The sequence below is a fragment of the Sphingobium olei genome, assembly GCF_042678845.1.
Lineage (GTDB): Bacteria > Pseudomonadota > Alphaproteobacteria > Sphingomonadales > Sphingomonadaceae > Sphingobium > Sphingobium olei.
Genome location: NZ_JBHTLS010000130.1, coordinates 20,407 through 33,763, shown reverse-complemented (window position 1 = coordinate 33,763; position 13,357 = coordinate 20,407). Strand labels below are relative to the sequence as shown.

Annotated in this window: 11 protein-coding genes; 2 read left to right on the top strand and 9 right to left on the bottom strand. The window is 64.7% G+C overall.

Annotated elements, in window-relative coordinates:
* Window positions 1-8 precede the first annotated feature (8 nt).
* Complete coding sequence (gene rho, locus ACFQ24_RS14385; RefSeq protein ID WP_066767058.1) at window positions 9-1,265, bottom strand: transcription termination factor Rho; 1,257 nt, start codon at window positions 1,263-1,265, stop codon at window positions 9-11.
* Window positions 1,266-1,528: 263 nt separating this feature from the next.
* Here rho and ACFQ24_RS14380 point away from each other — a divergent pair, with 263 nt between their 5' ends.
* Window positions 1,529-2,488 (top strand): aspartyl protease family protein, encoded by a 960-nt coding sequence (locus ACFQ24_RS14380; RefSeq protein WP_380912372.1) that lies wholly within the window; start codon window positions 1,529-1,531, stop codon window positions 2,486-2,488.
* A gap of 22 nt (window positions 2,489-2,510) precedes the next feature.
* Here ACFQ24_RS14380 and ACFQ24_RS14375 read toward each other — a convergent pair whose 3' ends face one another.
* The 6 genes from ACFQ24_RS14375 to ACFQ24_RS14350 form a co-directional block, all read right to left on the bottom strand.
* On the bottom strand, window positions 2,511-4,583 hold the full coding sequence (locus tag ACFQ24_RS14375; RefSeq protein ID WP_380912370.1) for a transglycosylase domain-containing protein: 2,073 nt from the start codon (window positions 4,581-4,583) through the stop codon (window positions 2,511-2,513).
* Between the two features lie 128 nt (window positions 4,584-4,711).
* Window positions 4,712-5,116, bottom strand: a complete 405-nt coding sequence (msrB, locus tag ACFQ24_RS14370; RefSeq protein WP_380912626.1) for a peptide-methionine (R)-S-oxide reductase MsrB — start codon at window positions 5,114-5,116, stop codon at window positions 4,712-4,714.
* Between the two features lie 32 nt (window positions 5,117-5,148).
* Window positions 5,149-6,177: a DNA polymerase III subunit delta gene (holA, locus tag ACFQ24_RS14365; protein WP_380912368.1), complete on the bottom strand. Its 1,029-nt coding sequence runs from the start codon at window positions 6,175-6,177 to the stop codon at window positions 5,149-5,151.
* Entirely contained in the window at window positions 6,174-6,674 is a 501-nt protein-coding gene (gene lptE / locus ACFQ24_RS14360; RefSeq protein ID WP_380912366.1) for an LPS assembly lipoprotein LptE, read from the bottom strand. Before lptE ends, holA begins: the two co-directional genes overlap by 4 nt.
* 67 nt (window positions 6,675-6,741) lie before the next feature.
* Entirely contained in the window at window positions 6,742-9,285 is a 2,544-nt protein-coding gene (gene leuS, locus ACFQ24_RS14355; RefSeq protein WP_380912364.1) for a leucine--tRNA ligase, read from the bottom strand.
* Between the two features lie 110 nt (window positions 9,286-9,395).
* Complete coding sequence (locus tag ACFQ24_RS14350) at window positions 9,396-9,845, bottom strand: DUF3576 domain-containing protein (RefSeq protein ID WP_380912362.1); 450 nt, start codon at window positions 9,843-9,845, stop codon at window positions 9,396-9,398.
* A 231-nt stretch (window positions 9,846-10,076) separates the two neighbouring features.
* On the opposite strand from ACFQ24_RS14350, the gene ACFQ24_RS14345 reads away from it, so the two are divergent.
* The gene (locus tag ACFQ24_RS14345) at window positions 10,077-10,802 is read left to right on the top strand and encodes a hypothetical protein (RefSeq protein ID WP_380912360.1); all 726 of its coding nucleotides are present in this window, start codon (window positions 10,077-10,079) and stop codon (window positions 10,800-10,802) included.
* A 123-nt stretch (window positions 10,803-10,925) separates the two neighbouring features.
* Here the strand turns inward: ACFQ24_RS14345 and ACFQ24_RS14340 are convergent, their stop codons facing one another.
* Window positions 10,926-11,861: a 2-hydroxyacid dehydrogenase gene (locus ACFQ24_RS14340; protein ID WP_380912358.1), complete on the bottom strand. Its 936-nt coding sequence runs from the start codon at window positions 11,859-11,861 to the stop codon at window positions 10,926-10,928.
* A 3-nt stretch (window positions 11,862-11,864) separates the two neighbouring features.
* Window positions 11,865-13,190, bottom strand: a complete 1,326-nt coding sequence (locus tag ACFQ24_RS14335) for a cystathionine gamma-synthase family protein (RefSeq protein ID WP_380912356.1) — start codon at window positions 13,188-13,190, stop codon at window positions 11,865-11,867.
* Window positions 13,191-13,357: the final 167 nt, after the last annotated feature.

Genomic DNA, 13,357 nt, shown 5'->3' with positions numbered 1-13,357 from the left:
TCCTTCTCTTACTGGTTCATCGTCGCGAAGAAATCCTCGTTGGTCTTGGAGTCCTTCATCTTGTCGAGCAGGAACTCCATGGCGTCCACCGTGCCCATCTGCATGAGGATGCGGCGCAGAACCCACATCTTGCTGAGCGTCGGCTTCTCGACCAGCAATTCCTCCTTGCGGGTGCCGGACTTGCCGACATCCAGCGCCGGAAAAATGCGCTTGTCCGCGACCTTGCGGTCCAGCACGATTTCGGAGTTGCCGGTCCCCTTGAATTCTTCGAAGATGACTTCGTCCATGCGGCTCCCGGTGTCGATCAGCGCGGTGGCGATAATCGAGAGCGAGCCGCCCTCCTCGATATTGCGCGCGGCGCCGAAGAAGCGCTTGGGCCGTTGGAGCGCGTTGGCATCGACACCGCCGGTCAGAACCTTGCCCGACGACGGAACGACCGTGTTGTAGGCGCGGCCAAGGCGGGTGATCGAGTCGAGCAGGATCACCACGTCCTTCTTGTGTTCCACGAGGCGCTTGGCCTTTTCGATCACCATCTCGGCCACCTGGACGTGGCGCGTGGCGGGTTCGTCGAAGGTCGAGGACACGACCTCGCCCTTCACGCTGCGCTGCATGTCGGTGACTTCTTCCGGACGTTCGTCGATCAGGAGGACGATCAGGAAGACTTCAGGATGATTGTCAGTGATCGCCTTGGCGATATTCTGCAGCATCACCGTCTTGCCGACGCGGGGCGGCGCGACGATCAGCGTGCGCTGACCCTTGCCCTGGGGCGAGACGATGTCGATGACCCGCGCCGACTTGTCCTTGATCGTGGGATCGAGCGTGTCGAGCCGCAGCTTTTGTTCGGGATAGAGCGGCGTCAGGTTGTCGAAGTTCACGCGATGGCGCACCGCGTCCGGATCGTCGAAGTTGACCGTGGTAAGCTTCGTCAGTGCAAAATAGCGCTCGCCATCCTTGGGTGCGCGGATTTCCCCTTCGACAGTGTCGCCGGTGCGAAGACCGAACTTGCGCACCTGATTGGGCGAGACATAGATGTCGTCGGGCCCAGCCAGGAAATTGGCCTCAGGGCTGCGCAGGAAGCCGAAGCCGTCGGGCAGCACCTCGATCGTGCCCTCGCCCATGATCTGTTCACCATTTTCCGCCTCGGCCTTCAGGATCGCGAACATCAAGTCCTGCTTGCGCAGTGTCGACGCGCCTTCCACGCCGAGTTCCTCAGCCATGGTGACGAGGTCTGCGGGCACTGTTTTCTTGAGGTCCTTGAGATGCATGTGCGAGTCGGTCCGATGCGGAAGGTGGGATAATGGGCCGGAAAAGAGGGAGATGGTCTGGCAGGAAGCCGAGGATCCTCGCTCCGGATGGACGAGGATGAGACGGAACTGCGTGTAGCGGCAGGCCGCCTATGTCGTCAAGGCGCGATCGAGGCCGGAGGGGATCGAATTGCGCCTGTTCTCTCATCCACGGCGACCAGCGGTGGTGCTGGCGCGATGGCCGGCAACCATGATATAGGATGGCGGAGAGGATGGAAAAGGCCATGACGCAGTTCCCTGTGCTTGTGGGCGTGGCGCTGGCAGTTGCCGGACCGTCGGTGGCGCAGGTCGCGCCGGCGCTGGACCCCGATGTGCCGCCAACGGTGGTTCGGACCGGTCCGTCCGCCGATGACCGGGTGACCGTGCCGATCCGGATCGACGGCAAGGGGCCGTGGAACTTCGTCGTCGACACCGGATCGCAGAGGACGGTCATCGCGCGCGAACTGGCGCAACGCCTGGCCCTGCCGCCCCGTAGCAATGTGACGATCCTAAGCATGACTGGCCGATCCGAAGCCAGCACGGTGGCGGTGCCGAAGCTGGACTTTGCCGGCGGAACGCTGGACGACATCGAGGCGCCGGTGCTGGAAGGGGAACATCTGGGCGCGCCGGGGCTGCTGGGGCTGGACAGCCTGCACGCCAAGCGCGTCACGATGAACTTCCGCACGGGCCGCATGGAGATCGCCCGCAGCAGTCGGCGCGCACAAGCGCCCGACAAAGATACGATCGTCGTGGAGGCGCGGCGGAAGCGTGGACAATTGATTCTGCTCGATTCCGAAGTGAACGGCATGCGGGTCAACATCATGCTCGACACCGGATCGCTCTACAGCGTCGGCAACATCGCGCTCCGCGACAAGCTGGTCGCGAAGAAGCGCGCGCCCGATATGCTGACGGCGTCCCTCACCAGCGTCACCGGCGGCACGCTGACGGGGCAGATCGGGCAGATCCAGTCCGTGCGTCTGGGCCGCGTCAACCTCAATCGTGTGCCGGTGATATTCGCCGACGCCAGCCCGTTCGCCGAACTGGGGTTGCAGGACAAGCCGGCGCTGATGCTGGGCATCAGCGCGCTACGCATATTCGACCGGGTGGCGATCGATTTCGGCCGCGGCAGGGTCGACTTCCTGATGCCCGATGCGAGCGCAGCGCAAAGCATGCAGATGGCGGTCAACGATCAGCCGAGACGGTGATTCCCGTTAGCCGTAGGAGGCGTCAGGGGTTAGGCGTGGGCCGCGGCTGCTGACGCTGGCGATCGCGACCCAGCACGTTATCGATCCACTGCTGGTCTATGCGGGGCGGCTGCGGCCGGTCCTGTGGGTCCACCTCCACCTGCGGCTCGTCCGACTCGTCTTCGGGTTCGCGGGGCTGCGGCCTTTCGATGGGCAGGCCATTTTCATCGACCATCATGCCCGCGTCCGGCGTGTTGAAATAGGCCTCCTCGTCAGGCTCCAGCTGCCATTCCGGGAGCGTGACTTCCGTTTCGAACTGTTCCACGGGACGCTTGGCGACGGCGACCTTCATATAGTCGGCGAAGGCGCGAGCCGGCGCGCGGCCACCCTGCAGCACGCCGACAGCCCGGGCATCGTCGCGGCCCATCCAGACGCCGGTGGTGATGCCGCTGGAAAAGCCAAGGAACCAGCCATCCTTGTTGCTGCTGGTGGTGCCGGTCTTGCCTGCGACCGGCCGGCCGATCTGCGCCGCGCGGCCGGTGCCGGTGCTGACGGCGGTCTGCATCAGATCGGTCATGCCGGCGGCGACCCAAGGCGCGACCAGCACGCGGCTGGTGTCGTCCTGATGGCTGTAGAGGAGACGCCCGTCCGCCGTGGTTACCTTCGTGATGCCGTAAGGCGTCACCGCGATCCCCTTGCGCGCGATCGACGCGAAGGCGCGCGTCATGTCGATCAGGCGCACGTCCGAGGTTCCCAGCACCATGGAGGGATGCGTGTTGATCGGGGTCGAGATGCCGAAGCGGCGCGCCATATCAGCCACGGTCGGGAAGCCCACTTCGACGCCCAGTTTGGCCGCGACGGTGTTGATCGAATAGGCAAAGGCGGTGCGAACGTCGATGTCGCCCGCGAACTTGCCGTTGGCGTTGCGCGGGCTCCATCCATTGATCGTCACCGGCTCGTCGGTGACGCCGGTGTCGGGCGTGTAGCCCGCTTCGAGCGCGGCCATATAGACGAAGATTTTCCACGCCGATCCAGGCTGGCGGGTCGCAGTAGTGGCGCGGTTATAGTTGGACGTCACATAGTCGAGCCCGCCGACCATCGCCCGCACCGCGCCGTCGCGATCCAGGCTGACCAGCGCGCCCTGCGTCCCGGACGGGACGTTGGCCTTGATCGCCGCGGTTGCGGCATTCTGCATCGCCGGATCGATGGTCGTATAGACTTCCAGCGGCTCGTTGGATTCGTCGATCAGCACGTCCAGCTGTGGCAAGGCCCAGTCGGTGAAGTAGCGCACGCTGTTCTGTGGCGGCTCAGGCGCCATCTTCACGCCGCCGAGGTTGGCGGCCGCCCGCTCGGATGCCGAAATCTTGTCATTTTCCTGCATCAGGTCCAGCACCACGCCAGCGCGGCCGATCGCGGCGTCGGCGTCGGCGGTCGGCGAATAGCTGGACGGAGCCTTCACCAAGCCCGCGATGATCGCGGCTTCCGGCAGGTCCAGGCTGGTGGCGGGATGACCGAAGAATTTGCGGCTGGCGGCGTCGATCCCGTAGGCCCCGCCGCCGAAATACACCTTGTTGAGGTAGAGTTCGAGGATCTGCCGCTTGGAGAATTTGCGCTCCAGCGCCAGGGCGAGCACCATTTCCCGCACCTTGCGGCCGAAGCTGTAGCTGTTGTTCAGGAAGATGTTGCGCGTCACCTGCTGCGTGATGGTGGACGCGCCCTGCCAGCGCCGACCCGTCCCGCGCCGCTCGATCGCCACCCAGGCCGCGCGCGCCATGCCGACCGGATCGACACCGGGATGCAGGTAGAAACGCTTGTCCTCGGTGGAAATCATCGCGTCGACCATCACTTGCGGGATCTGGTCGTAATTCAGCCAGCGTCCAAAACTCGGCCCCAGCGACACGATCACGCTGCCGTCTGCGGCATGGACGCGGATCATCTGGCCGTTAGGGGAGGATTTCAGGCTATCATAGCTGGGCAGCGACTGCATGGCGATGATCACGGCGATCACGACCGCCAGCAGACCCGCCACAGCCGCCGCGAGGCCGATCTTCAGCCCGCGCACCAGCCATTTCCTGACGCCCGTCGGCGCTGCCCTGCTCTTGCTTGATCCTGCCATCTGTGCCGCCCCGAATAGGCGCTAATCCCCGCGCCTGCCAGCGCAAATGCTGCAACTGCGCGTGAAAGCTACGCAGGCCCCCTTCACGCGAAGACGCATTTATCAGCGATGAACGCAGGACAGGCGGATCATTCCGCCTCTTCGCGGGGCTTGAAGTCGAGGCTGGCGCTGTTCATGCAATAGCGCAGCCCATTGACGCCCGGACCATCGGGGAAGACATGGCCCAGATGCCCCTCGCACTTGGCGCAGCGGACTTCGGTGCGGATCATGCCGTGGCTTGCGTCGCGGACCTCTTCTACCGCGTCGATATCGACAGGGGCGGTGAAGCTGGGCCAGCCCGACCCGCTGTCATATTTCTCTTCCGCATCGAACAGCTCCGCGCCGCAGCCGGCGCAATAATAGACCCCGTCAGCCTTATTGCCGTTATATTTGCCGGTGAAGGCGCGTTCGGTGCCGGCTTCCCGCAAGACATGATATTGTTCCGGCGAGAGGCGTGCGCGCCATTCGGCGTCCGAAAGAGAGAGCTTGTCCATGGACTGCAATATGGTGCCAGCGGGAAAGGCGATCAAGCCCGCTCCCGCGCCGCCTGACGCGCGATTGTCAGCAACTCCTGCCTGACCATCAGGTCGCCCGTTCCCCTGCCCGACCGGGTCGCGCGTTCGGCATCCAGCAGCCGCTGGATCACGCGGCCGATGCCAGCGGCATCCCATTGCCGCACCTGGCGGGTGACGAGGCCCTTCTCCTTCCAGAATACCGCCTTGCCTGCCGCCTCCACTGCGCCTTCCAGACGCCCGCTGCCGTCGAAATCGGCACGGATGTTGGCGATCAGCACCGCACGCGTGAGCAACGGGCGAATGACCGACGCCATCGCCGCACCCGTTTCGGCAAGACGCTGCAGCTCCTTGTGCATCGCCTTGAGATCGCCGCCCAGCACGGCGTTGACCAACGGTCCGATCTCCGTATCGGGATTGTCGGCGGACAGCGCTTCCAGCGCTTCGGCGGTGGCCTCGCAAGGGCGCTCCGGCGCCGCGTCGAGGTAGAGGATCAGCTTCTCGACTTCGCCCGCCATCAACGCCCGATCGCCATTGGCGAGATCGACGATGCGCCGCGCCAGTTCGGTCGGCAGGCGCAGCCCGCCTTCGCGCGCGATGGCGATCGCGATCTGCTCCGCCTCTCGCGCATCGGGCTGATAGGAGATGAGCGCCATCGCCGCCTTGTGGTCGAGCGCCAGTTTCAGCAGCTTCGACGTGGGCTTGAGCGCGCCGGCAAGCGCGATGACCGGATTTCCGGCCGCCTCCGCTTCCAACAGGGCAGAGAGTGCCGGCGCGGATTCGTCGCCCATGCCAGTTATGCGAATCCAGCGCCGGTCGCCGAACATGGAGAAGGATGCGGCTTCATCCGCCAGTCGGGCCGGATCATCCTTCAGCGTGGCGCCGTCGAGGTCCACCCGCTCGGCCTGCGGTCCCATTCCGCGCTCCAGCCGCTTTGCAAGAGCGGCGCTTCCTGCCTCGTCGGGGCCGTAGAGCAGGAAGAAGCGGATATCGGCGGGCGGTGCATCCAGCGCCCGCTCCATCTGGCCGCGATTGGCCTTCAAGGATTGCCGGCCTTGCGCGAAAAAAGGGCGAGCCGGGTGACGATCTGGTCCGCCACTGTCTGCGACAGACGCTCAAGTGCGGTATCTTCCGCCGCGATGGTTGCATATTCGCTGGATGTGATGTCGATGCCGGCGTCCGACCCTGCGGTCGCGTCCAGAACCTGTGCGCCGGTCGCTTCGTCCACCAGCTGGTAGCGGGCGCGCAGCGTGCGACGTTCACGCGTGACGGCGGTGTCCGCGCGCAAACCGAAGCCGCTGATCTGATCGTCAAGCTTCACGACCAGCCGATAGCGTGGGCCAGCACCGCTGCGCAGGGCGGCCAGCCGGTCATTGAGGGCATTGCGGACGAGCCAGCCACCTTTCCCTTCGATCGGGGCGACCTCGACATTGCCCAGCGCCTGCGCGACCGCGCCATGCGTGCCGCCGCCATAGACGGGGCGCAGACCGCAGCCGCTGAGAGTGGCAAGGGCGATGGGGAGCAGGAGCCAGGACTTCATGCCAATCTCCATAACCGTTCGCCGCTGGCCTGTCGAAGCCCTTCGTCAGGCCGGCGGCCGATGGCGTTCAGATGACCAGATTGACCAGCCGATCGGGAACCACAATCACCTTCTTGGGCGTAGCACCGTCCAGGACGCGGGCGACATTGGGTGCTGCCGTAGCGAGCCGTTCCAGCTCCTCCTTCGGCGTGCCCCTGGGCACGGTGATGGTGTCGCGCAACTTGCCCATGACCTGACAGGCGATCGTAACCTCATCCTCCACCAGCAGCGCCGGATCGACGGTGGGCCAAGGGGCATCGGCGATCAGGCCCTCTCCACGCATTTCGGCCCAGCCTTCCTCGGCGAGGTGCGGCGTCATGGGCGCGACCAGCAGCGCGAGCGCGCGGATCGCGCCAGTGCGCGACGCGGAGGGCTTCGCCTTCTCGATGGCGTTCACCAACTCGTAGATTTTGGCCACCGCCTTGTTGAAGCCCAGCGCCTCGATATCCTTGGCCACGCCGTCGATCGTCTGGTGCAGCTTGCGGTCGAGTGGCTTGTCCTGTCCTTCCGCCGACGCGTCCGCCTCGCCGAACAGCCGCCAGACGCGATTGACGAAGCGCCAGCTGCCTTCGATCCCGGCTTCGGTCCAGGGCAGGTCGCGCTCGGGCGGGCTGTCCGACAGCATGAACCAGCGCACCGCATCCGCGCCATATTGGGCGATGATGTCGTCGGGATCGACGACATTCTTCTTGGACTTGGACATCTTTTCGACGCGGCCGACCGTCACCGGCGCGCCGCTTTCGATGTGGGTATAGTCGTCGCCGTTCTTCTTCACTTCGCCTGGGCTGAGCCAGCTGCCGTCGCCGGCCTTGTACGTCTCGTGCGTCACCATGCCCTGGGTGAACAGGCCGGTGAACGGTTCAGCGAAGCCCAGCTGCCCCATATGCTGGAGCGCGCGGGTCCAGAAACGGGCGTAGAGCAGGTGCAGGATCGCATGTTCGACCCCGCCGATATATTGGCCGACCGGCAGCCATTGCTCGACCGTCGCCCGGTCGAACGGCTTGTCGTCGGGCTGGCTGGCGAAACGGATGAAATACCAGCTGGAATCGGCGAAAGTGTCGAGCGTGTCGGTCTCGCGCACCGCCGGCTTGCCGCAGGACGGGCAGTCGACATGCTTCCAGGTGGGATGCCGGTCGAGCGGATTGCCCGGAATGTCGAAGCTCACATCCTCCGGCAGGACGACGGGCAACTGATCCTTGGGCACGCCGACCGGGCCGCAAGCTTCGCAATGGATGACCGGGATCGGCGTCCCCCAATAGCGCTGGCGCGACACGCCCCAGTCACGCAGGCGGAACACTGTCTTGCCCTCGCCCCAGCCTTCGCCTTCTGCGCGGGCGATGACGGCCGCCTTCGCTTCCTCCACGGTCATGCCGTCGAGGAAGCGGGAATTCACCAGACGGCCGGGGCCGACATAGGCTTCGTCGTGGATAGGCTTGTCTGCTTCGCCCTCGGCCGCGACCACGCGCTCCACGGCGAGCATATATTTGCGCGCGAAATCGAGGTCGCGCTGGTCATGCGCGGGCACGCCCATCACGGCGCCGGTGCCATAGTCCATCAGCACGAAATTGGCGATGAAGACGGGAAGCTGCCAGTCGGGGTCGAAGGGGTGCGTGACCGAAAGGCCCGTATCGAAGCCCAGCTTCTCCGCCGTTTCCAGCTCTGCCGCCGTCGTGCCGCCTTCCTTGCACTTCTCGATGAACGCGGCGGCATCCGCATTGTTCGCCGCTACCGCCTGTGCGACCGGATGGTCGGCCGCGATGGCCACGAAGCTGGCGCCGAAGATGGTGTCGGGACGGGTCGAATAGACTTCGATCCCCGCGCCTGCATTCAGTCCCTCCAGCTCTTCCCGCTCGGGGAAGGGCGCGAAGTCGAAGCGGAATTGCAGGCCGACCGACTTGCCGATCCAGTTCTCCTGCATCAGCTTCACCTTGTCCGGCCACTGGTCGAGGCTTTTGAGGCCCTCCAACAGGTCGTCGGCAAAGGCGGTGATCTTGAGGAACCACTGGGAAAGCTTGCGCTTTTCCACCAGTGCGCCCGAGCGCCAGCCGCGCCCGTCGATGACCTGCTCGTTCGCCAGCACGGTCATATCGACCGGATCCCAATTGACCGCCGACTCCTTGCGATAGACGAGGCCCGCCTCCAGCATGTCCAGGAACAACGCCTGCTCATGGCCGTAATAGTCCGGCTCACAGGTCGCGAGTTCGCGGCTCCAGTCGATCGCAAAGCCGAGCTTCTTCAGCTGCGCGCGCATGTTGGCGATATTGTCGCGGGTCCAGCTGCCCGGATGGACCTTTTTTTCCATCGCGGCATTTTCCGCCGGCATGCCGAAGGCGTCCCACCCCATCGGATGCAGCACTTCATGACCCGTCATGCGACGAAAACGCGCCAGCACGTCGCCCATGGAATAGTTGCGGACATGGCCGATATGGATGCGCCCGGAGGGATAGGGGAACATCTCCAGCACATAGCTGCGCGGCTTCGGGGACGCGTCTTCCGCCTTGAAGCTCTGCTTCTCGTCCCAGATCGCCTGCCAACGGGCGTCGGCCTCAAGCGGGTTGAAGCGCCTTTGCATGTCTCGTCCTTACAAATGCAGTCAGGCTGGGCCTTTGCGAAGCCCAGCCCCTTGTGATCGGATTATGTGATCGGATCGCGGGGCCGCATGTGCCCCGAATCGGGGTCGGGTCAGCCAGCGATCGCCATGCGGCGCAGGTCGCGCGCCTTGGTGAGGATGATCTCCTCCAGCTTCTGCGTCGTGGCGGCCTTCACCGGCGCGTCGACCCACTGGCCGCCCTGATTGACCTGCCGGCTGGCGGCGACACGCACGGCGTCGGCGCGCAAATCCTGGTCCAGGATGGACACGGTCAGCTTCATCCGCTCGCCTGGCGAACTGGGGTTGGCATACCAGTCGGTCACGATCACGCCGCCGTTCGAATCGGTCTGCACCATCGGCATGAAGGACAGGGTGTCGAGCGACGCGCGCCATAGATAGGCGTTGACGCCGATGGTCGTGACCTTAGAGGCAGCGAGATCCGCCTTCGGACGGTCCTTTGCCCCGCCGCCGCAGGCTGCGAGCGGCAGGAGCGCGGCCAGCAGCAGGCCGGCGGAAACGGGGGCGGAAAGGCGGCGGACCATCAGGCATGTCCTAGCTTGGAAAAGACGAGAAACTGCCCGCTTCTATAGTGGCCGTGCCGCGCGGGGCAAGGGGGACGGTGCATGGCCATGGCACGGGAGCCAGGACCGCCGATCATCTTCTGTGTGTTCGATGCAACAGCTCCGACAAAAAGGCGTTACGGCACTAGCCAGTGGCGGCTTTGTGGGTGTATTCCGTCTTGAAATATATATCGGCGGGGACAGATTCGGGTCATGGGTATGCGTAGGGGACATCTGGCAGTAGCAGGCACGGCGGTAGCCGTTGCGGGCTTCATGCTGTCTCCCGCCTTCGGTGCCGCCGCCGATATGGTCCGCATGCGGGGTGACAGTCCGGTGTCGCTCGGCGCGCTGGGCAGCATTTCCTCCTTCACGCCGACCATCAAGGATCCCCGGCTGGCGGCCGCCTATGCGAAGATCGCGGCGAAGGCGAGCGGGCAGGGCTTCCGTTTCACGCCGACCAGCGGTTCATTGAGCGGCCAGCGGTCGATTACCGTGATGGTCCGCACAAGCGACGATCGCGTTGCCGTGAACCGCACGATCGATCCCCTCAATATCACGCCAGTCGCGTTCAGCCTGAACGGCGCGCATAACTGGCGTAAGTTTGCGCTGCCCGACAGTGTTGGCCGCAAGGCTTTGGACCCTGTTCCGGTCGAAACCATGGTCGACGCCAAGAATTTCGCGCTGGAAGAAGGCAAGAAGGACCGGTTCAGTACGAAGGTGCTGCTGGAGACCCGCCGCGAGCCGGCAGCGACGGTCCGCAATCCGTCTGCTGACAAGGATTATTCGCTGGATCTCGCCAGTTCCTATTCGCTGACGCGCAATCTGAACGTGACGGCCGGCGTGCGCTACAATAACAGCGTGGCGGGTCGGCTGACGCCGATGACGGACGAGCGGCAGGACAGCCAGGCCGTCTATCTGGGCACGATCTTCAAGTTCTGATCCGGCCGTTTTTGGCCGGCGCTTTCCGATTAGGCTTTACGCGGTATTGCGTTGATCGCGCCCGCTGACCCAGCCTCTCTGCGACCATGATCACGCTGGAAGCGAGAGAGGGCGTCGCGCCGGTCAAGCCATCTCCGGAACCGGCGAGGGCATGGGCGTGCCGGCGAAATGGGACGCAAGATTGCCCATCAGCGTCTCCGCCATGCGCGCGACCGCTTCATGCGTCGCCCCGCCGGTATGCGGCGTCAGCACCACATTGGGCACATCGGCCCAGCGCGCAGGATCAGTGGGTTCGGGATCGAACACGTCCAGCGCCGCGCCGCCGAGCCTGCCGGCCTTCAGCGCGTCGACAAGCGCCATCTCATCCACCAACTGACCCCGCGCGACATTCACGAGGAGGCCATTGGGGCCAAGCGCCGCGATGATCCCCCCATCGATCATGCCACGATTGCTTTCGTCGGCGCGCGCCGCGATCACCAATATGTCGCTGTCGCGCGCGAGGGCGTCCAGCGTAGCGGCGCGTGGCCAGCCAAGTCCCGGCTTGTCGCGCGGTCCCCACCAGGCGACAGGCATCTTCATCGCCTGCGCGCGTTCCGCCACAGCAATGCCGATCGCGCCCATCCCGACGATACCCAGGCGCGCGCTGCGCATCGAATGGGTGCGGGTCTTGGCCTCGATCGTCCATTCGCCTGCCCGCAAATGTCTGTCACCGCCGACGATCCAGCGCCGGTGAGCGATCATCAGGCCGATCGCATGGTCGGCTACATCCTCCGCATTGGCATTGCCTCCATGGGCGACCGCGACGCCGCGTTGCCGGGCGAGGTCGAGATCGACGCCATCATAGCCCACGGTGAAGCAGGCGATCAGTCCCAGCCGGGGCATCGCGTCCATCAGCGCCCCGGGAAAGGGAAATTCCCCTGCCCAAACGGCTGCATCAACTTTCGCCAGTTCGGCGGGCGTGGGCGGTTCCCACAGCGCAATGACGTCATAGTTGCTTCGCAGCAGGGGTAGCAAGGGAGCCAGCAACGGCTGGCCCACCAGCAGCATCGGTCGGGCCATGGGTCAGCCGACCTGCCGCAGCGCCTGGGCGAAATCGGCGATGAGGTCGTCCGCATCCTCGCAGCCGATGGATATGCGCACCATATTGTCGCTGATCGCCAGCGCCTTCTTGCGCTCGGCCGGAACAGACAGGTGCGTCATGGCCGCCGGGTGGCTCGCCAGCGTCTCGGTGCCGCCAAGGCTGACCGCCAGCTTGGCGATCTTCAGCGCGTCGAGAAAGGCGAAGGCTTCCGCCTCGCCGCCCTTCAAATAAAGCGAGAAGGTCGATCCCGCGCCGGTGCAGTGGCGGCGATAGATGTCCGCCTGCCGCTCCGTTTCCGGGAAGCCCAGATATATGACCTTCTCCACTTGCGGCTGTTCCTTCAACCAGGCGCAGACTTTCGCGGCATTCTCGCCCGCGCGGCTCATGCGCAATTCCAGCGTTTCCAGGCTGCGCAGCAGCATCCAGGCGCTGTGCGGATCAAGGATGGTGCCGATGGTGTTGCGCATCAGGCGGATGGGATTGATGAGCGCGTTGCTGCCCAGCACCCCGCCTGCCACCAGATCACTGTGGCCGCCTGCATATTTGGTGAGGCTGTAGATGACGAGATCCGCGCCATGGGCGATCGGATTGTGCCACAGCGGCCCGAGGAAGGTATTGTCGATGGCGATTGGCGGAACATGGTCTTCGCCCGCGAAGAGCGAGTCGCGCCGCGCGACAACCGCCTCCAGATCGACGAGGACGTTGGTCGGATTGGCGGGGCTTTCGAGATAAAGCAGCGCCACCCTGCCCAGTCCCTTCGCCTTTTCGATGACCGCGCCGATCTCTTCCTCGGTCGCGCCGGCCGGGAAATCGAGCCACTGGACGCCGAACTTGCCGAGGATCCGGCCGATCAGCGATTCGGTCGCGGCATAGAGTGGCGCGCTATGGACGATCACGTCGCCCGGCTGCACCAGCGCCAGCAATGTCGTCGCGATCGCCGACATGCCGCTGGAAAAAAGCAGCGCATCCTCCGCCTCTTCCCACACCGACAGGCGATCCTCGCAGATCTCCTGGTTGGGGCCGTTGAAGCGGGAATAGACGAGGCCCTCCGCGCCGCCGGGCCGGATGCCTGTCACGCCCTCAAAGTGCCGCTTGCCAGCGGCCGCGCTATCGAAGGCGAAGGTGGAAGTCAGGAAGATCGGCGGCTTGAGCGATCCTTCGGAGAGAGTCGGATCATAGCCATGGCCCATCATCAGCGTCGCCGGCTTCAATCGCCGTCCATCGATCTCCATGATCGGGGCCTTGGGGCGGCGGCGATTGCGGCTGGGTTCTGCGCCGGACAGATCGGCTTCGGTTTCGCCGGTCATTCTCAAATCTCCTGCTTGGGGCGGCGTCTGCTGCGCCGCTCATCATAATGCGAAACATAGGCTTCCAAGGTGCCAAGGGCCAGAGGGGTTTGAAATAAACTGTCGCTGCGGCGTATCTATATTTCGAGGCTCATGAGGAGCTTTCCTGCCGGCCCGGTCGTTCTTAC